This is a genomic window from Novosphingobium fluoreni (genome assembly GCF_014196615.1).
Taxonomy (GTDB): domain Bacteria; phylum Pseudomonadota; class Alphaproteobacteria; order Sphingomonadales; family Sphingomonadaceae; genus Novosphingobium; species Novosphingobium fluoreni.
In genome coordinates, this window is record NZ_JACIDY010000002.1 from 360,397 (window position 1) to 384,743 (window position 24,347).

Annotated in this window: 30 protein-coding genes; 16 read left to right on the plus strand and 14 right to left on the minus strand. The window is 64.3% G+C overall.

The window, feature by feature from the left end:
* Nucleotides 1-24 precede the first annotated feature (24 nt).
* Genes GGR39_RS05350 through crcB form a run of 5 tightly spaced genes read right to left on the minus strand, consistent with a single transcriptional unit; the run spans nt 25 to nt 3,412 of the window.
* Nucleotides 25-723 (minus strand): ATP12 family protein, encoded by a 699-nt coding sequence (locus tag GGR39_RS05350; protein WP_183616198.1) that lies wholly within the window; start codon nt 721-723, stop codon nt 25-27.
* A complete protein-coding gene (locus GGR39_RS05355) occupies nt 720-935 on the minus strand; it encodes a hypothetical protein (RefSeq protein WP_058737940.1) in 216 nt (71 codons plus the stop codon). The genes GGR39_RS05350 and GGR39_RS05355 overlap by 4 nt, the downstream gene beginning before the upstream one ends.
* A complete protein-coding gene (locus GGR39_RS05360; RefSeq protein ID WP_183616199.1) occupies nt 932-1,582 on the minus strand; it encodes an HAD-IA family hydrolase in 651 nt (216 codons plus the stop codon). The genes GGR39_RS05355 and GGR39_RS05360 overlap by 4 nt, the downstream gene beginning before the upstream one ends.
* 16 nt (nt 1,583-1,598) lie before the next feature.
* A complete protein-coding gene (locus tag GGR39_RS05365; protein WP_183616200.1) occupies nt 1,599-2,999 on the minus strand; it encodes an RluA family pseudouridine synthase in 1,401 nt (466 codons plus the stop codon).
* Nucleotides 2,996-3,412 carry a fluoride efflux transporter CrcB gene (gene crcB, locus GGR39_RS05370; RefSeq protein ID WP_183616201.1) on the minus strand — a complete coding sequence of 139 codons (417 nt, stop codon included), beginning with the start codon at nt 3,410-3,412 and terminating at the stop codon, nt 2,996-2,998. The genes GGR39_RS05365 and crcB overlap by 4 nt, the downstream gene beginning before the upstream one ends.
* A gap of 261 nt (nt 3,413-3,673) precedes the next feature.
* On the opposite strand from crcB, the gene rpsU reads away from it, so the two are divergent.
* The 5 genes from rpsU (at nt 3,674) to gatB (ending at nt 7,986) form a co-directional block, all read left to right on the plus strand.
* Nucleotides 3,674-3,880, plus strand: coding sequence for a 30S ribosomal protein S21 (gene rpsU / locus GGR39_RS05375; protein WP_058737943.1), 207 nt, complete (start codon nt 3,674-3,676; stop codon nt 3,878-3,880).
* A 128-nt stretch (nt 3,881-4,008) separates the two neighbouring features.
* Entirely contained in the window at nt 4,009-4,554 is a 546-nt protein-coding gene (locus GGR39_RS05380; RefSeq protein ID WP_183616202.1) for an FKBP-type peptidyl-prolyl cis-trans isomerase, read from the plus strand.
* A 116-nt stretch (nt 4,555-4,670) separates the two neighbouring features.
* The gene (gatC, locus tag GGR39_RS05385) at nt 4,671-4,973 is read left to right on the plus strand and encodes an Asp-tRNA(Asn)/Glu-tRNA(Gln) amidotransferase subunit GatC (RefSeq protein WP_183616203.1); all 303 of its coding nucleotides are present in this window, start codon (nt 4,671-4,673) and stop codon (nt 4,971-4,973) included.
* A gap of 2 nt (nt 4,974-4,975) precedes the next feature.
* Nucleotides 4,976-6,478, plus strand: a complete 1,503-nt coding sequence (gene gatA / locus GGR39_RS05390) for an Asp-tRNA(Asn)/Glu-tRNA(Gln) amidotransferase subunit GatA (RefSeq protein ID WP_183616204.1) — start codon at nt 4,976-4,978, stop codon at nt 6,476-6,478.
* Between the two features lie 5 nt (nt 6,479-6,483).
* Complete coding sequence (gene gatB, locus GGR39_RS05395) at nt 6,484-7,986, plus strand: Asp-tRNA(Asn)/Glu-tRNA(Gln) amidotransferase subunit GatB (RefSeq protein ID WP_183616205.1); 1,503 nt, start codon at nt 6,484-6,486, stop codon at nt 7,984-7,986.
* Nucleotides 7,987-8,016: 30 nt separating this feature from the next.
* Here the strand turns inward: gatB and GGR39_RS05400 are convergent, their stop codons facing one another.
* A complete protein-coding gene (locus GGR39_RS05400; protein WP_183616206.1) occupies nt 8,017-8,952 on the minus strand; it encodes an isopenicillin N synthase family dioxygenase in 936 nt (311 codons plus the stop codon).
* Nucleotides 8,953-9,015: 63 nt separating this feature from the next.
* Here GGR39_RS05400 and GGR39_RS05405 point away from each other — a divergent pair, with 63 nt between their 5' ends.
* The 3 genes from GGR39_RS05405 (at nt 9,016) to GGR39_RS05415 (ending at nt 10,154) form a co-directional block, all read left to right on the plus strand.
* Nucleotides 9,016-9,456, plus strand: a complete 441-nt coding sequence (locus GGR39_RS05405) for an EVE domain-containing protein (protein ID WP_183616207.1) — start codon at nt 9,016-9,018, stop codon at nt 9,454-9,456.
* A 99-nt stretch (nt 9,457-9,555) separates the two neighbouring features.
* Nucleotides 9,556-9,735, plus strand: coding sequence for a CsbD family protein (locus GGR39_RS05410; RefSeq protein ID WP_183616208.1), 180 nt, complete (start codon nt 9,556-9,558; stop codon nt 9,733-9,735).
* Nucleotides 9,736-9,938: 203 nt separating this feature from the next.
* Nucleotides 9,939-10,154, plus strand: coding sequence for a hypothetical protein (locus GGR39_RS05415; protein ID WP_183616209.1), 216 nt, complete (start codon nt 9,939-9,941; stop codon nt 10,152-10,154).
* A 13-nt stretch (nt 10,155-10,167) separates the two neighbouring features.
* Here GGR39_RS05415 and GGR39_RS05420 read toward each other — a convergent pair whose 3' ends face one another.
* The gene (locus GGR39_RS05420) at nt 10,168-11,472 is read right to left on the minus strand and encodes an MFS transporter (protein ID WP_183616210.1); all 1,305 of its coding nucleotides are present in this window, start codon (nt 11,470-11,472) and stop codon (nt 10,168-10,170) included.
* Nucleotides 11,473-11,624: 152 nt separating this feature from the next.
* On the opposite strand from GGR39_RS05420, the gene pgsA reads away from it, so the two are divergent.
* Complete coding sequence (gene pgsA / locus GGR39_RS05425; RefSeq protein ID WP_183616211.1) at nt 11,625-12,218, plus strand: CDP-diacylglycerol--glycerol-3-phosphate 3-phosphatidyltransferase; 594 nt, start codon at nt 11,625-11,627, stop codon at nt 12,216-12,218.
* Nucleotides 12,219-12,244: 26 nt separating this feature from the next.
* Here pgsA and GGR39_RS05430 read toward each other — a convergent pair whose 3' ends face one another.
* The 3 genes from GGR39_RS05430 to GGR39_RS05440 form a co-directional block, all read right to left on the minus strand.
* Nucleotides 12,245-13,141, minus strand: a complete 897-nt coding sequence (locus GGR39_RS05430; RefSeq protein WP_183616212.1) for a hydrogen peroxide-inducible genes activator — start codon at nt 13,139-13,141, stop codon at nt 12,245-12,247.
* 72 nt (nt 13,142-13,213) lie between these two features.
* Nucleotides 13,214-14,425, minus strand: coding sequence for a ribonuclease D (gene rnd / locus GGR39_RS05435; RefSeq protein ID WP_183616213.1), 1,212 nt, complete (start codon nt 14,423-14,425; stop codon nt 13,214-13,216).
* Between the two features lie 60 nt (nt 14,426-14,485).
* The gene (locus tag GGR39_RS05440) at nt 14,486-14,761 is read right to left on the minus strand and encodes a hypothetical protein (RefSeq protein WP_183616214.1); all 276 of its coding nucleotides are present in this window, start codon (nt 14,759-14,761) and stop codon (nt 14,486-14,488) included.
* 181 nt (nt 14,762-14,942) lie between these two features.
* On the opposite strand from GGR39_RS05440, the gene aspS reads away from it, so the two are divergent.
* Nucleotides 14,943-16,769, plus strand: a complete 1,827-nt coding sequence (aspS, locus tag GGR39_RS05445; protein ID WP_183616501.1) for an aspartate--tRNA ligase — start codon at nt 14,943-14,945, stop codon at nt 16,767-16,769.
* A 134-nt stretch (nt 16,770-16,903) separates the two neighbouring features.
* On the opposite strand, the gene GGR39_RS05450 is transcribed toward aspS, so the two are convergent.
* On the minus strand, nt 16,904-17,722 hold the full coding sequence (locus tag GGR39_RS05450) for an MBL fold metallo-hydrolase (protein ID WP_246388355.1): 819 nt from the start codon (nt 17,720-17,722) through the stop codon (nt 16,904-16,906).
* 301 nt (nt 17,723-18,023) lie between these two features.
* On the opposite strand from GGR39_RS05450, the gene GGR39_RS05455 reads away from it, so the two are divergent.
* The 3 genes from GGR39_RS05455 (at nt 18,024) to mltG (ending at nt 20,711) form a co-directional block, all read left to right on the plus strand.
* Entirely contained in the window at nt 18,024-18,260 is a 237-nt protein-coding gene (locus tag GGR39_RS05455) for an acyl carrier protein (protein WP_039282540.1), read from the plus strand.
* Nucleotides 18,261-18,430: 170 nt separating this feature from the next.
* The gene (gene fabF, locus GGR39_RS05460) at nt 18,431-19,693 is read left to right on the plus strand and encodes a beta-ketoacyl-ACP synthase II (RefSeq protein WP_058738111.1); all 1,263 of its coding nucleotides are present in this window, start codon (nt 18,431-18,433) and stop codon (nt 19,691-19,693) included.
* Nucleotides 19,694-19,736: 43 nt separating this feature from the next.
* Complete coding sequence (gene mltG / locus GGR39_RS05465) at nt 19,737-20,711, plus strand: endolytic transglycosylase MltG (RefSeq protein WP_183616216.1); 975 nt, start codon at nt 19,737-19,739, stop codon at nt 20,709-20,711.
* Between the two features lie 22 nt (nt 20,712-20,733).
* On the opposite strand, the gene GGR39_RS05470 is transcribed toward mltG, so the two are convergent.
* Entirely contained in the window at nt 20,734-21,549 is an 816-nt protein-coding gene (locus GGR39_RS05470; RefSeq protein WP_221225973.1) for an energy transducer TonB, read from the minus strand.
* Between the two features lie 405 nt (nt 21,550-21,954).
* Here GGR39_RS05470 and GGR39_RS05475 point away from each other — a divergent pair, with 405 nt between their 5' ends.
* From GGR39_RS05475 to GGR39_RS05485, 3 genes are all read left to right on the plus strand, one after another.
* Nucleotides 21,955-22,224, plus strand: a complete 270-nt coding sequence (locus GGR39_RS05475) for a GlsB/YeaQ/YmgE family stress response membrane protein (RefSeq protein WP_058738108.1) — start codon at nt 21,955-21,957, stop codon at nt 22,222-22,224.
* A 51-nt stretch (nt 22,225-22,275) separates the two neighbouring features.
* Nucleotides 22,276-22,560: a hypothetical protein gene (locus GGR39_RS05480; RefSeq protein WP_183616217.1), complete on the plus strand. Its 285-nt coding sequence runs from the start codon at nt 22,276-22,278 to the stop codon at nt 22,558-22,560.
* Between the two features lie 289 nt (nt 22,561-22,849).
* Nucleotides 22,850-23,452 carry a superoxide dismutase gene (locus GGR39_RS05485; protein ID WP_183616218.1) on the plus strand — a complete coding sequence of 201 codons (603 nt, stop codon included), beginning with the start codon at nt 22,850-22,852 and terminating at the stop codon, nt 23,450-23,452.
* A gap of 95 nt (nt 23,453-23,547) precedes the next feature.
* Here the strand turns inward: GGR39_RS05485 and GGR39_RS05490 are convergent, their stop codons facing one another.
* Together GGR39_RS05490 and GGR39_RS05495 are read right to left on the minus strand one after the other, a co-directional pair.
* A complete protein-coding gene (locus GGR39_RS05490; RefSeq protein WP_183616219.1) occupies nt 23,548-24,162 on the minus strand; it encodes a sigma-70 family RNA polymerase sigma factor in 615 nt (204 codons plus the stop codon).
* Entirely contained in the window at nt 24,152-24,340 is a 189-nt protein-coding gene (locus tag GGR39_RS05495; RefSeq protein WP_082668143.1) for a NepR family anti-sigma factor, read from the minus strand. Before GGR39_RS05495 ends, GGR39_RS05490 begins: the two co-directional genes overlap by 11 nt.
* Nucleotides 24,341-24,347 lie beyond the last annotated feature (7 nt).

Genomic DNA, 24,347 nt, shown 5'->3' on the forward strand with positions numbered 1-24,347 from the left:
AGGCTGACAGGTTGGGTAAAGCCTTTAGCCGCGTCGCGCCAGTTCGGCAAAGCGGGCGGCTAGCAGGAATGCCTCGCGCCGCTGGGCGCGGCGTTCTTCGGCCTCCCATTCACGCCCCCACAGATCGGCCTGCCACTCCTCTTCCAGATTGGCGGCCAGCCATAGCGAGTCCAGATCGGCATCTGGCGCGATTGCCAGCAGGCCGACCACGAACGAAGCCGACAAGCTGATCAGCATCCGCAGGGCGGCCAGCGTGAAGGCATCCTGCGCTGCCAGTTCGTGCCGCAGCCGGGCCAGCGTTTCGGCGGGTTGCGGCTTGTGGACGATGCCCGAGATGCGCGTGAAGTGAATGCCCAGCCGGGCTTCCGCCTCGCCCAGGATCGGCTCCCAGGTTTCCAGCTGGCGGCGGTGGAGGGGCTCGTCCGGATGGGCGCGATAGCACAGCGTATCGGTTTCCGCGTAAGGCAGTAGCCCGGTAACGGCATCCTCCGCGCCGCCGGCGATCGCATCGATGGCATAGTCCGCCAAATCGCGCAGCGGGAAGCGGGTGGGATCGATCGTCTCGCCTTGTGCCGACCACTCGGTCGCCAGCGCTTCGGCCAGAGCGCGCGTCGGCACGATTTGCGGCGCACCGGCCGCTGTTTTGATGCCGCGACCATCCAGCAGAACGCGCCAGCCACCGTCCGCCGCCATGGTGGTGACGGCTTGATAGAAGCGCTTCACCGGGGTGTCCTCCACTTGCGCGCGAGAGCCGTAGGAATGACGAAGACGCCGACGAGGCCGATGATCAGCAGCAGATAGCCCGCCCAGGTCGGCACCGCGCCATTCGCCAGCCGGCCGTTGCTCGCCAGCAGGCCCATCAGCACGCAGCCGACGCCGGCCAGCCGCACCAGCTGGATCAGGAAAAAGCGCCCGCGCGCCGGATCGTGGCTCACGCGAGCAGGACCTTCCCCAATTGCTCGGGTGTCTCCACCACGACTTCGGCTCCGGCGGCCAGCAGTTCACGCGGGAGATGATAGCCCCAATCGACGCCGATCGCCCGCACTCCGGCATCGCGCGCCATCTGCATGTCGAACGAGGTATCGCCGATCATCACTGCGTCCTGCTCACCCGCGCCGGCGTCTGCCAAGGCGGCCTGCAGCATCGCGGGATGGGGCTTGGAGGGGTGGCGGTCTGCCGTCTGCAGCGTCACGAACAGGTCGGCGATGCCGTTGTCCGCCAGGCAGTGCGCCAATCCGCGATCGGACATGCCGGTGGCGACGCCCAGCGTCCATCCGCTGTCCGCAAGGCGGCGCAGCAGCTCCGGGATGCCGGGGAATAGCGGTTGCGATACGCGCCCGTCGCTGCGGGCGGTGCGGAACGCCAGCTTGTAGCTCTCCGCCAGCGCTAGGTGCAACTCGTCCGCCTCATCCGGCAGCAGGCGGCGCATCGCCTGGGGGAGTGAAAGGCCCACGGCGCGGCGGATCGCCACGCGTGGAGGAGCAGGCAGGTTCTGGCGCGCGAACGCGGCCTCCATCGCCTCGCAGATGCTGGCCTGACCATCGACCAGCGTGCCATCGCAATCGAACACGGCAAGCTTCATTCAGCGCAGTCCGGCGTCAACGCTTGCCGCGCGGCGCAGGAGGCTTGCCGCCCGGTTTGCCCGATCCACCGGCAGGCTTGCCCGTGGACGGACGCGAGGGGCCGCTCCGGGCCCTATCGGCGCTCGGCTTTCCGGCGCCGAACTTGGCTCCGCCCGGTTTACCAGTGGTAGGTTTGCCAGCGTTGGGCTTGCCAGCGCCTGGCTTACCGGCGCCGGGCTTTGTGGTGTTCGGCCTGCCCGTGCCGGCCTTTGACGGTGCGGACCTGGCGGTCGTCGCGCTACCCGTGCTGCTGCGGGTGCGCCCGCCGGCGGGTGCGGGCCTGCCCGGAGCATCGCCACCGCGAGAGCGACGCTCTCCCCGGCGTTCCTTGCGAAACTGCTTGGCATGGGCCTTGGCGAGCCGCTTCTTGTCTTCGCGGGTATCTTCTGCGCGCGGTTCGGGAATGTCCGCGCCGTCCGCTTCCTCGAAGCCCAGCTGCTCCATGCCCATCGCGAAATGTTCGGGCAGGGGGGCGGTCACGTCGAGCGGGGCACCATCCGGATGGTCGATGATCAGCCGCCGCGCGTGGAGGTGCATCTTGCGGCTGATCGAGCCGGAAAGGAACGCGTCCTGCCCGCCATACTTGCCGTCACCCACGATCGGGTGGCCGATCGCCGCCATGTGCACGCGCAGCTGGTGGGTGCGCCCAGTCAGGGGGTGCAGTTCCACCCAGCAGGCGCGGTTGCCCGCCCGGTCGATCACGCGATAGCGGGTGCGCGCCGGTTGGCCGCCTTCCATGTCGACGTGCATCTTCTCGCCGCCGGTGCCCGGCTGCTTGGAGATCGGCAGTTCGATCATACCGTCCTCGATCGAGGGGACGCCGGTCACCAGCGCCCAGTAGATCTTGCGCGCGGTGCGGCCGGAAAAGCGCTTTGAAAAGAACGCCGCGCTGCCGGGCGTGCGCGCGATCAGCAGCACGCCGGACGTGTCCTTGTCCAGCCGATGGACCAGGCGGGGGCGGGGCCCTTCCGCGGCATAGGCGTCCAGCAGGCCATCGACATGGCTGGTCATGCCCTTGCCGCCTTGCGTGGCAAGGCCCGGCGGCTTGTTGAGCACGATGGCGGCGCGGTCCTGCGTCAGCACCATGCTGTCCGCCAATTCCAGCTCCTCCTCGGTCAGCGGGCGGCGCGGGGCCGGGCCGGCGGCCTTGGGATCACCCCCGGGCGGCACGCGCAGCAGCTGGCCCGCCGCCAGTCGGAAGTCCACGTCAGCGCGCTTGCCGTCGACCCGGATCTGCCCGGTCCGCGCCCAGCGCGAGACGGTGGCGAAGCCGACTTGCGGCAAGTGGCGCTTGAACCAGCGGTCCAGGCGCACGCCATCATCGTCCGCGCCCACCGTGAACTGGCGCACATTGTCGCTCGCGCCGGTCTTGCTCATACAGAAACTCGCATCATCATAAGGCCCAGCCACAGGCCGCCGAACCCGGCGAGCAGCGACACGGCAAGATAGGCCAGCGCCACTCCCGCCTGTCCGCGCTGCAGCAGCGATACGACCTCAAGGCTGAACGAAGAAAAAGTGGTGAAGCCGCCCAGCACGCCCACCGCCAGCAAGAGCCGCGTGGCCTCGCCCTGGGTGCCGAACCGCGCCAGCCAGCCGACGAGCAGGCCCATGGCGAGGCTGCCGACGATGTTGACGGTCAACGTGCCCCACGGAAACGCGCCCGCTCGCACCGGGCCGATCGCCATCACCCACAGGCGGCCAACGGTGAAGCGCAGCCACGACCCTACAGCGCCACCGCTGGCGACGAGCAGCGAAGCCGTCAGAAAGGAAGGTTGCACGGATTGCGGCATGGCGCGCGCCATAGACCGCGGCGGGCGGCAAGCCAAATCTTTCGTGGATACGGGGCTGGCAGTCAGCGCGCGCGGCCTTCCGACTATCGCGCGAAACCGGCTTTGGAGTTGCCATTCGCGCGCGACTCTGGTAGCGGCGCGCCGTTGACGCAGGTCTCGTACGGGATCGGCGGCGTTCGTCATTATTATTTTTATGGGCTGTCCTGCCTTGTAGGCGGAGCGGGACGGTCTGCTATCGTATTTGGTGAGGTTCTTCGTTTTATGCAAATCATGGTACGGGACAACAACGTCGATCAGGCCCTTCGCGCGCTCAAGAAGAAGCTGCAGCGCGAAGGCGTGTATCGTGAGATGAAGTTGCGCCGTCACTTCGAGAAGCCGTCGGAAAAGCGCGCCCGTGAAAAGGCCGCCGCTGTTCGCCGCGCCCGCAAGCTGGAGCGCAAGCGCCTGGAGCGTGACGGCGCGAAGTAGGTTTCACGCGCCATCGGCCGCGCATTGCGGTGCGGGTTGGCGCTTGAACCCTTCGCTTGCTTGAGCCATGAGGGCGCGGACGCAATCCGCGCCCTTTTGCATATCCTGTCCCAAGAGGCTTTGACTTCATGACCGAGATCACCCGCGTCCCGCTTCAGCCCATCGCCAAGGGCAGCCTGACCAAGCTGTGGGTCGGCATTGCGGCGGTCGCTCTGCTGGGTTGCGGCGTGGCCTGGGCGGCGATGCCCGCCTCGGTCGATGTCGATACGCTGGTGGCCGGCCAGGGTCCGTCGCCCACGCGCGATGACGTGGCGCTTGTGAACTACAAGGGCACTCTGCCTGACGGTAAGGTGTTCGACGAAGGCAAGCAGGCCGTGCTGCCGCTCGCCGAAGTCGTCCCCGGCTTCACCAAGGCTCTGGAGCAGATGCAGAAGGGCGGCAAGTACAAGGTCCATATCCCCAGCGCGCTGGCCTATGGTGACAAGGGCGCGGGCCCGATCCCGGCCAATACCGACCTCGACTTTGAGATCGAGCTGCTGGACTTCAAGAGCCGCGCCGAGATCGAGCAGCAACAACGCATCATGCAACAGCTGCAGCAGATGCAGATGGGCGGCGGCGCTCCGGCGGCGGGCATGCCGGGCGCTGGCCCGGCGGTACCCCCGCCCGCGCAATAAGGCCGGCGGCGCGCCGCCGCGCCCTGCTTGAAGCGCAACGGGGCGGGTGTTAGCTCTGCTGCCTCCCGCCAATTTTCCCGCCCGCCATCGCGGGCAGTCGGACATGAGGACGAACCATGTCGGTCGATACCGCAACCGTGGCGAAGATCGCCTCCCTCGCTCGCATCAAGCTGGGCGAGGGTGAGGCAGCGGCGATGGTGCCGGAACTGAACGGCATCCTCGCCTGGGTGGACCAGCTGGGCGAAGTCGACGTCACCGGCGTCGAGCCGATGACCGCCGTCATCCCCAACACCCTACGCCTGCGCGATGATGTGATCGATGCCGATCCGCTTACCGGCGGCGGCATCCGCGACAAGGTCCTCGCCAACGCGCCCGCGGCCGAACACGGCTTCTTCGGCGTGCCCAAGGTGATCGAATAAGCATGACAGATCTCAATTCCTCCGGCCTCACCGATCTCGGCGTCGCCGCCATCCGCTCGGGCGTCGCCTCGGGGGACTTCACCGCCGTCGAAGTGGCGGAGGCGTTCAACGCCAATGTCGCGGCGGCGCAGGACGCGCTGAACGCCTTCATCGTCGCCACGCCGGACAGGGCGATCGAGGCCGCGCAGGCCGTCGATGCCAAGCGCGCCAAGGGCGAAGCGCTGGGCAAGATGGCCGGCGTGCCGATCGGCATGAAGGACCTGTTCGCCACCGTGGGCGTGCAGACCACCGCGGCCAGCCACATTCTGGAAGGCTTCACGCCGCAGTACGAAAGCACCGTCAGCGCCAAGCTGTGGGATGCGGGCGCGGGCATGCTGGGCAAGCTGAACCTTGATCAGTTCGCGATGGGCTCGTCGAACGAGACCAGCTATTTCGGCAATGTGGTCTCGCCCTGGCGGCGCAACGACGGCGGCAACGCGCCGCTCGCGCCGGGCGGTTCCTCGGGCGGTTCCTCCGCCGCGATCGCCGCACGGCTGTGCCCGGCGGCCACCGGCACCGATACCGGCGGCTCGATCCGCCAGCCCGCCGCGTTCACCGGCATCACCGGCATCAAGCCGACGTATGGCCGTTGCTCGCGCTGGGGCGTGGTCGCGTTCGCCAGCTCGCTCGACCAGGCGGGCCCGATGGCGCGGGACGTCACCGATTGCGCGATCATGCTGGAGGCGATGGCCGGGTTCGATCCCAAGGATTCGACCAGCCTGAACCTGCCGGTGCCGGAGTGGGAGAAGGGCCTCAACGCCGATCTCAGCGGCAAGGGTGTGGGCATCCCGCGCGAATACCGGATGGACGGGATGGACGCCGACGTTGCGAAATCCTGGGACGACGGCATTGCCTGGCTGAAGGATGCCGGCGCCACCATCGTCGACGTGTCGCTGCCGCACACCAAATACGCGCTGCCCGCGTATTACATCATCGCTCCGGCCGAAGCCTCGTCCAACCTCGCGCGCTATGATGGCGTGCGCTATGGCCTGCGCGATCTTCCCGATGGCTCGAACCTGCAGGACATGTACGCCGCCACCCGCGCGGCTGGCTTCGGTGCGGAAGTGCGCCGCCGCATCCTGATCGGCACTTACGTGCTTTCGGCAGGCTTCTACGATGCGTACTACACGCAGGCGCAGAAAGTGCGGACCCTGATCGCGCGCGACTTCGCGCAGGCGTTCGAACAGTGTGACGTGATCCTGGCGCCCACCGCGCCCTCCGCTGCGTTTGCGCTGGGTGAGAACACCGAAGACCCGCTCAAGATGTACTTGAACGACGTTTTCGCGGTGCCCGCCAGCCTGGCCGGCCTTCCGGCGATGTCAGTCCCTGCGGGCCTCAACCGTGAGGGCCTGCCGCTCGGCCTGCAGATCATCGGCAAGGCTTTCGACGAGCAGGGCGTGCTCAACGCCGGCCTGGCGATCGAACAGCGCGCGAACTTTACCGCGCGGCCCGGCAAGTGGTGGTGACTGACATGACTGAAAGCACATACCGTATCCAGGGCGCTACCGGCGAGTGGGAGGTCGTGATCGGCCTGGAAGTCCACGCGCAGGTCACGTCGAATTCCAAGCTGTTCTCCGGTGCCGCCACCGAGTTCGGAGCCGAGCCCAATGCGCAGGTCAGCCTGGTCGACGCGGCGATGCCGGGAATGCTGCCGGTGCCCAATCGGGAGTGCATCCGCCAGGCGGTACGCACCGGCATGGCGATCGACGCGCAGATCAACAAATGGTCTCGGTTCGATCGCAAGAACTACTTCTACGCCGATCTGCCGCAGGGCTATCAGATCAGCCAGCTGTACCATCCGCTGGTCGGCGAAGGCTCGCTGACGATCGACGCGGACGAGAAGGCCGGGCTTCCCGAAGCCAAGGTGATCGGCATCGAGCGTATTCACGTCGAGCAGGACGCTGGCAAGCTGATGCATGATCAGCATCCGACGATGTCCTACGTCGATCTCAACCGCTCGGGCGTGGCGCTGATGGAAATCGTCAGCCGCCCGGACATGCGTTCTCCCGCCGAAGCAGGCGCTTACGTCGCCAAGCTGCGTCAGATCCTGCGTTATGTCGGTTCGTGCGATGGCAATATGGACCAGGGCTCCATGCGGTGCGACGTGAACGTCTCGGTCCGCAAGCCCGGTGATGAATTCGGCACGCGCACGGAAACCAAGAACGTCAACTCGGTCCGATTCGTGATGGCCACGATCGAGCATGAGGCCGCGCGCCAGGTCGACGTGCTGGAGAGCGGCGGCAAGATCGTGCAGGAAACCCGGCTGTTCGATCCCGGCACCGGCACCACGCGCTCCATGCGCTCGAAGGAAGATGCGCACGACTACCGCTACTTCCCCGATCCGGACCTGCTGCCGCTGGTGCTGGACGATGCCTTCCTGGAAGATTGCCGCAACTCGCTGCCCGAACTGCCGGACGCCAAGCGCGCGCGCTATGAAGGCGATCTGGGGCTCAGCACATACAATGCCAGCGTGCTGACCGCCGATGTGGAGACCGCGCGCTGGTTCGAGCGTCTGCTGGGCGAGACCGCCACGGCGCAGGGCAAGCAGCCCGCCGATGTCGCCAAGCAGGCGGCCAACTGGCTGATCTCCGAACTGTTCGGCGCGCTGAACAAGCTGGGCAAGTCGCTTGAAGAATCGCCGGTAAGCCCTGCTAGCGGCGCGGAATTGCTGGCACTGGTGGGCAAGGGCACGATCTCCGGCTCGATCGCCAAGCAGGTCCTGGAAAAGATGCTAGAAACCGGCGACGGCGCCAATGCGATCGTCGAGCGCGAGGGGCTGAAGCAGGAGAGCGACACCGGCGCGATCGAGGCCAAGGTTGAGGAGATCCTCGCCGCCAATGCCGACAAGGTCGAGCAGTATCGCGGTGGCAAGCAGGCGCTGTTCGGGTTCTTCGTCGGTCAGACGATGAAGGCCATGCAGGGCAAGGGCAACCCGCAGGTGGTGAACGAGATCCTGAAGACGAAGCTGGGATAAGCACCACGGCCCCGCCTGGGGCCGTTAGGACTACCCCTTCAAGCCGATTTCCCGAAGGCGCTCCTGCAGGTATTCGTCCGCAGTGATGGTGGCGGGGTAGCGGTCGGGACGATCGCTGCCGATGCACTCTGGCAGGGTTTCCAGGCGGAAGTCGCTGCGCGGGTGCAGGAAGAAGGGCATCGAATAGCGGCTGTACCCCGCGCGCTCCCCGGCGGGATTGCGCACCCGATGGGTGGTGGAGGGCAGGACGTGATTGGTCAGCCGCTGCAGCATGTCGCCGATGTTGACCACCAGCGCGCCCTCCGGCGGCGCGATCGAAAGCCAGCGTCCATCCTTGCCCAGTAGCTCCAGGCCCGCTTCCTCTGCACCCAGCAGCAGGGTGATGAGGTTGATATCCTCATGCGCGCCGGCCCGGATCGCGCCGCTGGCCTCGGCTTTGACCGGGGGATAATGCAGCAGACGCAGAACGGAATTGCCATCCTCGATCGCCGGATCGAACCAGTGCTCATCCAGACCCAGGTCGAGCGCAATGGCGGAGAGCAGGCGCGATCCGGCGCGATCGAATTCGGCGAACAGCGTCTCGAATACGGTCCGAAAGCCGGCGGGGCTTTCCGGCCAGATGTTGGGGAGCATCGTCGAGCGCAGCGGGTGATCGTCCGGCAGATCGCGGCCGACGTGCCAGAATTCCTTGAGGTCCTTCTCCGTTGCGCCCTTGGCGACTTCGGTGCGAAACGGCGTATATCCGCGCGCTCCGCCGGTGCCCGCCATGAAATATCGCATTTTTTCCTCGGTCGGCAGGGCGAAGAGTTCCGCTGTGAGCCGCCATGCCTCGGCGATCAGCGCGGGATCGATGCCGTGGTCGCGCACCAGGGCGAAGCCGAAGGTGCGAAAGCTGCGTCCGATATCGGACGCGATGCCGCGCGGCTCGTCGGCCAAGCTGAGTATGGGGATTTCGGCGATGTCCATGAGTGCGATCCGCGCTGAATTGGGCTAGTGGCGTCCGCTCTAGTCGATAACGCGAGGCGATGCATGTCCAAGAGCCACGGGGCAAAAAGCTATTGGCTGATGAAGTCCGAGCCCGATGCCTATAGCTGGGACGATCTTCTGGCCGAGGGAGAGGGCACCTGGGACGGCGTGCGCAACCACCGCGCGGCCAACAATCTGCGCGCGATGCAGGTGGGAGACGAGGCGTTCTTCTACCACTCCAACATCGGCAAGGAGATCGTCGGCGTGGTGCAGATCAGCGAGTCCGGCATCCCTGACCCGAGCGATCCCGAGGGCAAGTGGGCTGCGGTGAAGGTCAAGCCGGTCCGGAAGCTGGCTCGTCCGGTTACGCTCAAGGAGGTCAAGGCCGATCCGAAACTGGCCGAGATGGAGCTAGTGAAGCTCTCGCGCCTGTCCGTCGCCGTGGTTACCCCTGAGGAGTGGGCCTACATTCTGAAGCTGGCGGGTGAGGGCGGTAAAGATTGATCCGTGTCAAATTGTCGCAACTGCAACCGTTGGTTTTCCGCGACGTTTAAAGGATCAAAGACGGACACACGTCGCCGTCTTCATTCAAGGAGATAAGCCATGGGTGAACTGACCGACAAGGCCAAGGGCCTCGCCAACGAAGCGATCGGCAACGTCAAGCAGGCCGTCGCCGGCAAGAACAACCCCGATCTGGCAGCCGAGGGCAAGGCCCAGGAAACCAAGGGCGAAGCCCAGCAGGTCAAGGGTTCCGTGAAGGGCGCATTGGGCGACAAGGTCTGATCCCTTCTAATCCTGATTAAACGGAAAGGCCGCCTTCGGGCGGTCTTTTTTTGCGCTCGCCGCTCGTCTGCGAAGCGGTGGGCGATGCTCGCCTAGATAGAAATCGGTTCCAGCCGGGCCAAGGCGGATCTTCCACCGTGCCGTTTTAGGCCAGCGAAAAGCCTCTACTGGCGAACATGGTAACCATTTCTTAAGCATGTTCCATGTCATCGCTCAGCCATCGCCGCGCCTTGGTCCTCTCGGACGAGGGCGCTCGCCATCCCTTCCGCCGATCGCTGCCGCCGCATGTGTGCGCCACGCTGATCGCGCACGAGCCACCGGCCCCGCGTTCGATTCGCCGGATCATCAATGAGGATTGGCGTGGCTTTCTGGCCGCCTATTGCGCCACGTTCGTCGTGATCATCGTCTTCCTGGCCTGAAAGCCGGAAGCAATCAGGCGGTCAGCGCCGCGCGTTCGGCGCGCAGCAGAGCATACCCGAACCATGCAGGCAGCAAGCAGCAACCTGCCACCACCAGCAATTGCTTCACCACGGCCAGGCCCAGCATGCTGAGCAGCCCCGCAAACAGCGCGCCGACCACCATCGCGCCGGAATTGACGATGTTGTTCGCCGCGATCGTCCGCGCCGTCTGCGATTTTTCCACGAAGGTGGTGAGAAACGCATAGAGCGGCACCACGAACATGCCGCCCGACACCGCGATCCCCAGCAAGGTGAGCAGCAGCGTCGGGGCGAGGGGGTGGGCGATGAACGTGGGGACGTCCATCATCGCTCCGCCCGCCTGCCAATCGCTGCAGATCGATTCGAAAGCGATCAGGAAACCGCCCATCGCGATCACCGACATCGGCGAATATTTGGCGGAAACCGTGCCTTTCAATAGAGCATTGATCGACACCGACCCGATCGCCACGCCTACGGAGAAGATCACCAGGAACAGGCTGGCCACTTCCTTGCTGGCGCTCAGCACGTTCTTGGCCAGCGGCGTGAATTGCACGAACAGGATCGTGCAAATGGCCCAAAAGATACTGATCGCCACGATCGCCAGGAACACCCGGCGATCGTGAACGGTGTCCATGATCAGCTTGCGAGAGGCGCGAAAGACATTGAAATCCAGCGGCTCGATCGCGCCCAGCGGCGGGGCGGGCGGCACGAACTGGGATGAGGCAAAGCCCAGGCATGCCACCAGAACCACGGCGATCGCGGCCCAGTGCACCCCGATCCAGCCCGCCACGATCGTACCCGCCAGCACCGCCATGTATGTGCCGGCTTCGACCAGGCCGGTGCCGGCCAGCACTTCGCCTTGCTTCAGGTGCTGCGGCAGGATTGCGTACTTGATCGGGCCGAAAAACGTCGAATGGACGCCCATCGCGAACAGCGCCAGCAGCATCAGCGGGATGGACAAGGTGCCGATCCCCACGCCGCGCCACGCCAGCAGCAAGCCGGCGCCGCCCACCATCATGATCCCGATCTCACACGCCTTGACCACGCGGATGATCTGCGCCTTGTCCCGCATGTCCGCCAGCTGTCCGGCGAGCGCGGAGAGCAGGAAGAACGGTACCACGAACACCCCGGACGCGACCGCGCTGAACCACATCTCCGCCGTCTCGGAATTGTAGACCGAGTAGACGACGAAAAAGACCATCGCGTTTTTGAACAGGTTGTCGTTGAAGGCGCCCAGCAACTGGGTGACGAAGAGCGGCAGGAAGCGGCGCGCCCGGATCAGCTGGGTCGAAGTCGTCATGCGTCCTGTAATGCCAGCGCCACGAGTGGCGGCCAAATGCCTGCGGAACACTTAGTGGCAATGGGGCGGCGGGCAAGCCCCGTTGAGAAGCAGCCACTTCATTTTATTCGGCGGGTTCCACGCAGGCCCCACAGCGCCTAAGAGCCGAAAGGATGCTGACCCTGCCGAATCTGCTCACGCTCTCGCGCATCTTCGCGGTGCCGCTGCTGGCCTTTCTGTTGTGGTGGCCCCGATGGGAGGCCGGCTACGGCCTGGCCTTCGCGCTTTACAGCCTGATGGGTATCACCGACTACTTCGATGGCTACATCGCGCGCTCCAGCGGCGCGGTCTCTCGCCTCGGTGTGTTCCTCGATCCCATCGCGGACAAGATCATGGTCGCCGCCGTGATTCTGGTGCTGACCGCGCAAGGCGTTCTGACAGGCCCCTACGTGGGCGACGCGCACGTTATCGCCGGGCTCATTATCCTGGTCCGGGAAATCGCGGTTTCCGGCCTGCGCGAGTTTCTGGGCGGCATCCAGGTCTCGGTTCCCGTCAGTCGCCTGGCGAAATGGAAGACGACGTTCCAGCTGGTTTCCTTGGGCGCCTTGATCCTGGGCCATGCGATGCCGTGGTGGAACCTCGATCTGGGGGCAATCACCTTCAACGTGCCCCATACGGTCGGCCTGACGACCCTGTGGGCCGCAGCGGTTCTGACGCTAATTACGGGCTGGGATTACTTGCGAGTCGGCCTCAAGCACATGGATTGACGAGGCCCGCGATCAGGCCGTCCGCGTCACCCCGCCCGTAGTTCGTCGGCGAGCATGCGGAATTCGTCGGAGCGGGGCGAGTTACGGCGCCATACCAGGGCGATTTCGCGATTGGCGTTGGGTGAGTGGAGCGGTTTGGCCACCACGTTGGTGCCGTTCAGGATGCCGGCGTCCAGCGCCATTTCGGGCAGCATCGTCAGGCCCAGGCCATTGTCCACCATTTGCACCAGCGTGTGGAGCGAGGTGCCGATCATGGTGGCCGAGGCGCGAAGTTCGGGGCGGTTGCAGGCAGCCAGCGCGTGGTCCTTCAGGCAGTGCCCGTCTTCCAGCATCAGCAGGCGATGCTCGTCGATCAGTTCCGGATCGATTTCCGCCGGGATGTTGCGCGGATCGTCCTTGGGAAACGCCACGAAGAACGCGTCCAGCTCGATCGTCTCCTTCTCCACTTCGCCGGTGGCGTAGGGCAGGGCGAGGAGGACGCAATCGGCGCGGCCATGGTGCAGCGATTCGATAGCGGCGGCGCTGGGCTCCTCGCGCAGGAACAGCTTCAGGTTCGGGCGTTCGCGCCGCAGGCGCGGCAGCATGCGGGGCAGCAAGAACGGTGCGATCGTGGGGATCACGCTCATGCGCAGTTCACCGGCCAGAGGCTTGCCGCTGGATTGAATGAGATCGGAAAGTTCTTCCGTCTCACGCAGGATGCGATGGGCCTTTTCGACCACGGCATTGCCCAGCGGCGTGAACCGGACCGCGCGCTTGGTGCGCTCGACCAAGGTGACGCCCAGCAGCGCCTCCAGATCGCGCAGCCCGGCCGACAGCGTGGATTGCGAGACGAAGCTGGCGTCCGCGGCGCGGCCGAAATGGCCATGCTCGTGCAAGGCGACGAGGTATTGGAGCTGCTTGAGCGTGGGCTGATGAATGGTCACGGCGGCAGGCTATGCACTCAGCGCTGCATCGCGCCAAGTGGACATTCGGTCCTAAGGCGATGGGGCTTGGGTTCAGTCAGCCGGATCGGCGTTCTGCTCGGCCTCTGCCACAACGGCGTCGTCGACGTGAGTCATCTTGAGCCGGCCGTCGACAACCGCGAAAGCCAGCTTGCCCTCCACCAGATCGAGCGCGTCCTTGCCAAAGGTTTTGAAACGCCAGCCTTCCAGCATCGCCAGATCCTTGCGCACGCCGGCTGCCAGCAGTTCCAGCTCTTCGCTGCGGGCGAGCAAGCGAGAAGCCACGTCGATTTCACGCGCGCGGATTTTCAGCAGCAGCTTGAGAAGATCCGCCACCAGCGAGCCTTCCTTGCCCAGCGGCGCACCACGCGGTGTGCGCGAGGGGAGTTCTTCGTCCGGCAACGGCTGGGAATCGGCGATCGCCTGCATCAGTCGCTTGCCGATTTCGTTATCCTTCCAGCCTGCCGAGAGGCCGCGCACTTTGGCCAGATCGGCCTGGCTCTTGGGCGGGTGGCTGGCGATATCCGCCAGCGTCTCGTCACGGGCGATGCGGCCGCGCGGGATGTTCTTGCCGCGCGCTTCCTGTTCACGCCAGGCGGCCAGCGCCTTGAGCCGTCCCAGCACGCCGGCATTGCGCCCGGCGGCCTTGATCCGCTTCCACGCGACAGTCGGGTCGTTCCGGTAATTCTCCGGATCGGCGAGCTTTTCCATCTCCTGGTCCAGCCACTGGCCGCGATCGGTCTTGATCAGGCGCTTGAGCATCCGCGGGAAGATCTTCGCCAGGTGCGTGACATCGCCGATGGCATATTCGATCTGCCGCTCCGTCAGCGGGCGGCGCGACCAGTCGGTGAAGCGGGCGCCCTTGTCGATCGTCAGGCCCAGCCACGATTCGACGAGGTTGGAGTAGCCGATCTGCTCGGACTGGCTGATCGCCATCGCCGCGATCTGCGTATCGAAGATCGGATGCGGGGTGCGCCCGGTGAAGTTGAAGATGATCTCCACGTCCTGGCCGCCGGCGTGGAAGACCTTGAGGACATCCTCGTTGTCGGTCAGCAGGTCCCAAAGCGGTTGCAGATCCAGCCCCGGAGCCAGCGGATCGATCGCGGCGGCTTCCTTGGTATCGGCGATCTGGACGAGGCAAAGTTCCGGCCAATACGTATTCTCACGCATGAACTCGGTATCAACCGCGACGAATTCGGCATGGGACAAGCGGTCGCAAAGCGCGGCCAGATCTTCGCTTTTCGTGATCAACGGGTGAATTTGCATGGCCGTCGGCGTTACGCGTAACGTAGCGGGCAATCAACGGCGCTTATCACACCATCGTTTTTAGCGTCGCTTGCGACCTAGCAGGCGGTCCAGCAACTTGGGTTGGGGCGCGTCGTCCTCGCTCATCGCGGCGAGCACTTCGGGCGTGATCAGCAGTCGTCGCAGGGCAGAGCCGGTCATCGCGTCGGCCGTGGCAGGCGGATCAGGCGTCCAGGAGGTTTCGTCCATCGCGAATGTGCCGGGCACTATCCAGTTCTCAATCCTCTCGGCTGATGGCGGAACGGAGGGCGGCGATTCGAGGTCTAACGGCGCGCTGTCTTTATCGAACGGTCTCATGATCTACCTTGCCAAACCTGTCCGACCCAGTGGGGGATCATGCGATGTACCCGATGAGGGTTACTTTCGCGTTACCGCCTCGTTCCCGGATGAGCGATTGCGGGGATGGCTGGCAATCAGTGCCGTGCTCGACTAGGGGCGCATGATTGTCCAATCCGACCCAATCAAGAAGCGCCAAGCCATGACTCATCCCTATCGTTCACACACCTGCGGTGCGCTGACCGCCGCCGCGACCGGAGAGACGGTCCGCCTCTCGGGTTGGGTCCATCGCAAGCGCGACCATGGCGGTGTGCTGTTCGTCGATCTGCGCGATCACTACGGCATCACGCAGGTGGTGGCCGATAGCGACAGCCCGGCACTGCCGCTGCTAGAGGCGCTGCGGGTGGAAAGCGTCGTCACCATCGACGGCGAGGTGAAAGCGCGCAACGCCGCTACCGTGAACCCGAATCTGGCGACCGGCGAGATCGAGGTGTTCGCACGCGGCGTCACCGTGCTCAGCCGCGCCGAGGAACTGCCGATGCCGGTGGCGGGAGAGCAGGAATATCCCGAGGACATCCGCCTCAAGTACCGCTTCCTCGACCTGCGGCGCGAGACGCTGCACGCCAACATCGTTACCCGCACCAAGATCATTCGCGACATGCGCAACCGCATGGAGGATGCCGGCTTCACCGAGTATTCGACGCCGATCCTCACCGCTTCCAGCCCCGAAGGCGCGCGCGACTTCCTGGTGCCCAGCCGCATTCATCCGGGCAAGTTCTACGCGCTGCCTCAGGCGCCCCAGCAGTACAAGCAGCTGCTGATGGTCGCGGGTTTCGATCGCTATTTCCAGATCGCGCCGTGCTTCCGTGACGAGGACCCGCGCGCCGATCGCCTGCCGGGTGAGTTCTATCAGCTCGACCTGGAGATGAGCTTCGTCACCCAGGAAGAAGTCTGGGAGACGATGGAGCCGGTGATCGGCCAGGTGTTCGAGGCGTTCGCCGAGGGCAAGAGCGTGACGCCGGTGGGGCAGTTCCCGCGGATCCCGCACGCCAAGGCGATGCTGGACTACGGCAGCGACAAGCCCGACTTGCGCAACCCGCTGATCATCCGTGACGTGTCGTCCGAGTTCACTCAGTCCGGCTTCGGCCTGTTCGAGAAGATCGTCGGCTCAGGTGGTATCGTGCGCGCGATCCCCGCGCCGAACACCGCCGAGAAGAGCCGCAAGTTCTTCGACGAGATGAACGATTGGGCGCGGGCCGAGGGTCATGCCGGACTTGGCTACGTCACCCGCAAGGGCGGCGAGTTCGGCGGTCCGATCGCCAAGAACCACGGTCCAGAGAGGATGGCCGCGCTGTACGACACGCTTGGCCTTGGCCCCGACGACGGACTGTTTTTCGCCGCCGGCAAGGAAGAGCAGGCCGCCAAGCTTGCGGGCCTCGCCCGCACGCGCGTGGCCGAGACGTTGGGCCTGATCGACAAGGATCGCTTCGAACTCGCCTGGATCGTCGACTTCCCGTTCTACGAATGGGACGAGGACAACAAGAAGGTCGATTTCGCGCACAACCCGTTCTCGATGCCGCAAGGTGGGATGGACGCGCTGGAAAACGGTGATCCGCTCAAGATCAACGCCTTCCAGTACGATCTGGTCTGCAATGGCTATGAGATCGCATCGGGTTCGATCCGCAACCAGAGCCCGGAACTGATGGTGAAGGCGTTCGAGCTGGTCGGCCTGTCGAAGGCGGACGTGGAGGAGCGCTTCGGCGGCCTCTACCGCGCATTCCAGTACGGCGCACCGCCCCACGGCGGCATGGCGGCTGGCGTCGATCGCATCGTGATGCTGCTGTGCGGCGTGCAGAACCTGCGTGAGATCAGCCTGTTCCCGATGAACCAGCGCGCCGAAGACCTGCTGATGGGTGCCCCCACCGTGGCCGAGCCCAAGCAGCTGCGCGAACTGCACATGCGTGTGATGGAGCCGGTCAAGGCGGCGGCGGTCGCTACCAACAAACCGGTCACGCCAGAGGCTGGCTGATCTGTCAGCAGCGGCGCACGGCCTAGGGTTGTCCGCCGCTGCCAGGACCGTGACGGGCTGTTTAGCGTCGCTCTGAACTCAATCGATAGGTGGCGACCTGTCTTGTCCGAGATTCGGCAACGCCAGGCGCAAACCTACGAGGCGGGACGCGGATAGACGATGAAGTCCGCATGGCGGTCTATCTTCGGATGGTCGCCTGCCGCCCTGATCGCTTGCTGCAGCTTCGCGATGCTGGACGGCGGCAAAGGCAGCGCCCGCTCCGCGGGATGCGTGGGCGCTTCCATCGCGTAATCCTGACCCGGCGTTTGCGTCATCTCGATATGCGCGCCCAGCAGCGCGCGGATCGGATGTGTCCGGGCAAAAGCGGCCAGCCGGTCGGCGCTCGCCCGAAAATCGCCAAAGCGATCGACCGGCACGTAGAGGCGGCCCGGGTAAAGCATGTCGCCGGAGAACAGCAGCCGCGTGTGCGGATCATAGACCATGATATGCGCTGGCTCATGGCCGGGCGTGGGAATGATATCGAGGATACGGCCTCCCAGGTCATAGTGGCCGATATCCTGCGGCCAGTGCGCGATCCAGAATGCGCTGGCCACGTCCGCCGGTTTTAGGCCGACGACTTTCGTATCGGGGCGCTTGAGAAATTCGTCGTCGCCGGCGTGATGGTCACCATGGCCGTGCGAATGCGCCACCAGCAGTGGAATCGGCTGGCCGCTGCCGCGCTTGGCCTGCCGGGCCGCCATCAGCTTGTCGATCGTGGGCCGCACTTTCAGGCCGCCCGCCCCGGTATCGATCAGCAGTGCCCGATCTTTGCCGAACAGCAAATAAAGGAAAGGCGCTTCGAAATTCGTGCGGACGGACTGGCGGATGACATAAGTATCAGCGTCGATCGCCTGCACCTGCATTTCCGGCTCGTTCGCGGAGGTCCCATCGATCCACGGCGCGAAGTGAGGCATGGCCGGGGGCGCTTTTGCGCCGGTCAGGGCTGTCACCAGCAACAACGGGGCGATACAAAGCCGAACTTGGCTGAGGATATGTTTTTCGCGCATGCAGCAAAGACTATGCTTCGGGTGGACGCTTGCAACAGAATTCCGTGCATGAAGCCCGGGTTTGGCCGCATTGCAGCAAGACGGCTCTTGCGTGTCTCGGGCCGACCCGCCACATGAACCGAACATTGCTGCAAGGCTTGCCAGCGGGCCGCACCGCCATTAGGGCGACTGGCGAGTTTCCATTCTCCCACTCAGAAGGGGTCACCAAATGAGCGATACCGCAGATCGGGTTAAGAAGATCGTCGTCGAGCATCTCGGCGTCGAGGCCGACAAGGTTACCGAGGACGCCAGCTTCATCGACGATCTGGGCGCGGACAGCCTCGACATCGTCGAGCTGGTCATGGCCTTCGAAGAGGAATTCGGCGTCGAGATTCCCGACGATGCCGCTGAAAAGATCAGCACCGTCTCGGATGCGATCAAGTACATCGAAGAGAACAAGGGCTGATTCAGGGCTGATCGCCCGAATCTGCCTTCCGGCCATCCTGACGCGACGAACGTGAAGGACGGCGGGATATCAAGATAACGGCAGGCTCGGCTCCCTCGGGGGTTGAGCCTGTTGTCTTTTGGCCCGCATGACTATGTTCGCCGGGTCAGAGCGTTCACGCGGAGAGTTGCATGCGTCGTGTTGTCGTCACCGGCCTTGGTCTGGTCACCCCGCTCGGGGCGGACGTGGAGACTGTTTGGGCCAATATCCTGGCCAGCAAATCCGGCGCCGGGCCGATCACCAAGTTCGACGCGTCCGACCAGAAGTGCCGCATCGCCTGTGAGGTGAAGCCGGCCGATCACGAATATGGCTTCGATCCGAACAAGCGCGTGGATCACAAGGTCCAACGCCAGGTGGATCCTTTCATCATTTACGGCATCGATGCCGCCGGACAGGCGATCGAAGATGCCGGCCTCACCGACATGGACGAAGAGACGCGGCTGATGGCCGGCTGCTCGATCGGCTCGGGCATCGGCGGCTTGCCGGGCATCGAGAGCGAATCGCTGGTCCTGGCCAACAAGGGCCCGGCGCGAGTCAGCCCGCACTTCGTGCACGGTCGCCTGATCAACCTGATCTCGGGCCAGGTCTCGATCAAGTACGGCCTGATGGGCCCGAACCATGCGGTCGTCACCGCTTGCTCCACCGGCGCACACTCGATCGGTGACGCGGCACGCATGATCAAGGACGGCGATGCCAACATCATGCTGGCAGGCGGCGCGGAAGGCACGGTCTGCCCGATCGGCATCGCCGGCTTCGCCCAGGCGCGCGCGCTGTCGACCGCGTTCAACGACGATCCCACCCGGGCCAGCCGCCCTTACGACAAGGACCGCGACGGCTTCGTCATGGGTGAGGGCGCGGGCGTGGTCGTGCTGGAAGAGTACGAACACGCCAAGGCGCGCGGCGCGAAGATCTATGCCGAGGTCATCGGCTATGGCCTCTCGGGCGACGCCTATCACGTCACCGCGCCGCATCCGGAAGGCTCCGGCGCCTACCGCTCGATGGCGATGGCGCTGAAAAAGGCGGGCCTGACGCCGGACGATATCGATTACATCAACGCCCACGGCACCTCCACCCCGCTGGGTGATGAGCTGGAACTGGGCGCGGTGCGCCGCTTGTTCGGCGATGCGATCAGCAAGGTTTCGATGAGCTCCACCAAGTCGGCGATCGGCCACTTGCTGGGCGGCGCCGGGGCGGTCGAATCGATCTTCTGCATTCTCGCCCTGCGAGACCAGATCGTTCCCCCCACGCTCAATCTCGACAACCCGAGCGACAGCTGCATGGGCGTGGACCTGGTGCCGCACACGGCCAAAAAACGAGAAGTTCGCGCCGTCCTGAACAACAGCTTCGGCTTCGGCGGCACCAACGCCAGCCTCATCATGCGCAAGGTGGACTGATTCCGATGCCGTTCTCCCGCCATGCCGACGGGGCGCAAGGCTGATGCTTTCGCGCCGTGGCTGCGGGGGCATCGCCGCTCTGATCCTGCTCGTGCTGATCGCCGCCGGCGTGGTCTTGTATGGCTGGTACGGTTCCGGCCCGCTGGCGAAGGACGGCACCTTCATCGTTCCCAACGGCGCGAGCTTGAGCGCGGTGGCTGACCGGCTCGAGGAAAAAGGCGTGATCAGCTCCGCCACCGGCTTCAAGCTGCGGGCACGCGTTTTTGGCGGCGGTCGTGATATCAAGGCGGGCGAATTTGCCATTCCCGCTCACGCCAGCCCCTCCCGCGTCCTGGGCATCATCACCAGCGACGACGTGATCCGCCGCTTTGTCACCGTGCCGGAGGGGATGCCTTCGATCATGGTCTACGAACGGCTGAAAGCGCAGGACGAGCTGACCGGAGACATCGCATCGCCTGCAGAGGGCTCGATCCTGCCGGACAGCTACGCCTTTGAACGGGGGGAGACGCGCCAAGCGGTATTGCGCCGGATGCAGGCGGCCATGAGCCGGACGATCGCCGAACTCTGGCCGAAGCGAGAGCAGGGCCTGATCGTCAAGACGCCCGAGCAAGCGATCACGCTGGCCTCCATCGTCGAAAAGGAAACCGGCAAGCCCTCGGAGCGAACGATGGTGGCGGGGCTCTACTCGAATCGGCTCAAGCAGGGGATGATGCTGCAAGCCGACCCGACGATCATCTATCCGATCACCAAGGGCAAGTCCCTGGGCCGCCGCATCCTGCAGTCCGAGATTCAGGCGGTGAACGACTATAATACCTACACGATGGTCGGCTTGCCCAAGCACCCGATCACCAATCCAGGCCGCGCATCGATAGAGGCCGTGCTGCATCCGGCCAAGACCGACGCGCTCTACATGGTGGCGGACGGCACCGGCGGCCACGCGTTTGCGGCTAACCTGGTCGATCACAACCGCAATGTGGCCCGGTGGTTTGCGATCCGCCGCGCTCGCGGAGAGCTTTAGGCGGCTCTATCAGGCGCGGGTGTCAGCGGTCCCGGTCATCGTCGTCGCTAATCGTGTCTTCCGGACTGGGATCCCAGCCGTGGTTTTCAATGATGCCGCCCACCACAGGCCGCCCCCGCGCATCAAGCGATGGCTTGAATCGAAAGCGTTCGGTGATCAGCTGGCACGTCCGCGCATCCAGGCTGGGCACGCCGCTGGACTTGATAACCCGGCAGTTGCGCACGCGCCCGTCGATACCGACCAGATAGTGCAACTCCAGCTCGCCACCGCGATGGCTATCCCGCAGTTCGCGAGGAAGATCGGACCAATAGAGTTTGCCGCGAATTTGGATCGGTCGGGTTATGGCATCGCTGTCGCCATTCCCGCCGTCACCGTTGCCGCCGCCGCCAAAGCCATCACCAAATCCTCCTGCGCCTTGGCCAGGGCCCACGCGATCTGAGGCGCCGGTATTGCCTGCGTCCCCGGTCATCGGTCGCGGCGCGGCAATAATAGGAGGGGGGATGCGCAGCGGCGTCACGACCGGGGCGAACACCGCCGTTGCCTTGTTTCGTAGATTTTCCGGCGACGCCTCATCCCGCAGCCTCGCGCTTTCGGGCTTGTCTGCCTGCGTCGGCTCCGGCTGCGGCGTAATCTCAGGCCTTGGCGGGGGGGCGGGCAGAGGCTCAGGAGCGACGTTCAAGGCGATCAGCGTTTCCTGAACTGCCTTTGAAATCGGGGCGGCCGTCGATAGTCCAAAGACCAACGCTAGGCCGCCGGAACCGACCACGACCAGCGAAGCGAGGGCGGATGTCGCGCGTTGGCGGGGTGAGGGGGCGTACACAAGGCTGATCCCATTCAAAGATGATCCCTCAAAGATGGGACCTGCAGCCTCATTAGCCAGCCTCGGTCCTCGAAAACTGCATTATTCGACTGCAATTTTTAGGACCCTCTATCCTTGATGCCGTTGTCCGACATCTTCAGGCGTCGATTGCAACGGCCCTACACGTGCGCTTGATGCCAGATATCGGTATTGGCGAGTGCCAGAAAATATTTTGTGTTATCAACGGTTTGTATGAGAAACCTTCCTGATCTCTTCCATCGATACGCCCCGTCATCAATTTTCAACTTGCCACGACCGGCGAATTGGCACGATCAGTGGGAGGCACGAGAGCGAGTCGGATGCGACAAGCTGAGTTTCAGATGGCGGAACCAACCATAGGTCAACCCGTTTAGTCGGTCAGGTACGCATCTGGAGTTTGGACCCATGACACTTATTCTCATTCTTCTTGTTGGTGGCATTATCGGCTGGCTCGCGAGCATTCTGATGCGCACCGATGCGCAGCAGGGTATCTTTCTCAATATCGTGGTTGGCGTCATTGGCGCGCTGATTGCAGGCGTTGTCATTACCCCTCTCATCGGCGGTGCGCCGATCACCAGCGGTGCGTTTGACATTATGTCGCTGTTCGCCTCTTTCCTGGGCGCAGTAATTCTGCTTGCGATCGTCAACCTTTTCCGTCGCGGATCGATCCGCTAAGGTAATCGTGACGGACGTTCGTCTTCGTAACAGGGCAAAGGAGCTTTCCCGATGAAGTTGATCACCATGCCGCGTATGGCAATCCTGGCAATTGCCGGCGCCTCGCTCAGCCTCGCCGCCTGCAACAACAAGGCAGACGACGCGACCGAAGCGCAGGCCGACGCGGTTGAGGCTTCGGCCGACGCAACGGCTGACGCTATCGACGCTGCTGCCGACAAGATGGGCGGAGCTTCGGAAGAAGCCATGCAGAACCGGGCTGACGCGGTTCGCGCCAGCGGCGAAGCCAAGGCTGACGCTCTGGAAGAGAAGGCTGACGCAGAAGCCGGTCATCCGTGATAGCCGGTTTCCACTGGTGTTAGCGCCAGTGGGTCACGCAGAGGGGACGGCGAGCGATCGCCGTCCCCTTTCGCGTTTTTGGCTTCCCGCCGGGGCCGAACGAAATAGTGCACTTTCCCTTCTGCGATTGCGCAAGTCGCGCTTGCAAAGTGACTGCCGAGTCCAGACATAGACGCGGAGCCGACCGGCCGACCTGATCACGCCGCCAACGCGGCCGTGCGATTTGCCGGGATAGATTTTACAGGACAGGCCGCATGACCGTGGCCGATAACATGACAGGAAGCTTGCCATGACCATTCCGTTGATGCCGTTGCCGTACAGCCACGACGCGCTAGAGCCGCACATCTCCCGCACCACGCTGGAAACGCACCACGGCGCGCACCACAAGACGTACGTCGACAAGCTGAATGCGGCACTCGAAGGTACCGACGAGGCGGGCAAGCCGCTCGAGGACATCATTCGCTCGGCAAGCGGCCCGAAGTTCAATAACTCTGCCCAGACTTGGAATCACGGCTTCTACTGGCACTCGCTCTCACCTGAGAAAAGCGAACCCAGCGAAGCGCTCGCCGCCGCGATCCAGCGCGATTTCGGTTCGATGGATGCCCTTCTCGAGGCTCTGAGCAATGAGGCTGTCAACCACTTCTCGAACGGATGGGCCTGGCTGGTCGTGAAGGATGGCAAGCTCGCTGTCATTTCCACGCACGACGCCGCGACCGCTCTGATCGACAGCGACAACCCGCTGCTGACCGTCGATGTGTGGGAGCATGCCTACTATATCGATCAGAAGAACAAGCGTCCGGCTTATGTCCAGGCGGTGCTGGGCAACATCATCAACTGGAAGTTCGCTTCGGAGAACTTCGAGCGCGGCACGGCATGGGTCTATCCCGCCTGAGACGCATAAATCGTTGATGGAAAAGCCCGCCTTTGCGAAAAAGCCGGGCTTTTCTTTGTGTGCGAAGTCTCTGGGCGGTTGGCTGACCCCAGGTGTCAGCCGATCTTGCGCTTGGTAGGCGCGGCTCTGGCGGATGTGACTTTGCGTGGTCGCCCACTGGGGCCAGCCTTGAGCAAAGTTGGCGTCTTGGGATCGGGCTCCGTGTTCAGCAGGCGGTTCAATTCCGCGCGTGCGCGTGCCACGCGGCTCTTCATCGTGCCCACGGCGCAATCCGCGATTTCCGCCGCCTCCTCATAAGTGAAGCCACCTGCGCCAACCAGCATGACCGCCTCGCGACGCTCAGGAGCGAGTTGCTGCAACGCGTCGTCCATGTCCGACAGATGAATCCCGCCTTCCTGGTCGGCATCCATCACCAGCATCCGCTCTGCGACGCCTTCGTCCAGATCCGTCTGGCGACGGTTACGACGCAGTTCGCTGAGGTAATGGTTGCGCAGAATCGCAAAAGTCCACGCACGCATGTTGGTGCCGGGGGTATAACGTTCTCTGGCACCCCATGCCTTGATGGCGGCCTCCTGCGCCAGATCGTCGGCGTAATCCGGGCGACCGCACAAGCCGCGGGCAAATGCGCGAAGGTGGGGCAGGGCACCCAGAAGCTCTTTGCGGAAGGCCTCGTCCGCTTGATTGCCGGATGACTTGCGCTCAGCCGTCATCGCTCTCGTCCAGCTTCTTCAGGATATCATCGAAGCTGTCCGGTATAGGCTCATCGACAACGGTATTATACAGCGCGCGAAGTCCCGCGGCCCAGCCAGGCTCAACCTCTTTGCGGGTAAGCGGCGGTATGCCAGACGGTGACCCGGACCCCCCTTGTCCTTTTGGGTGAGGCAACACGAACTCC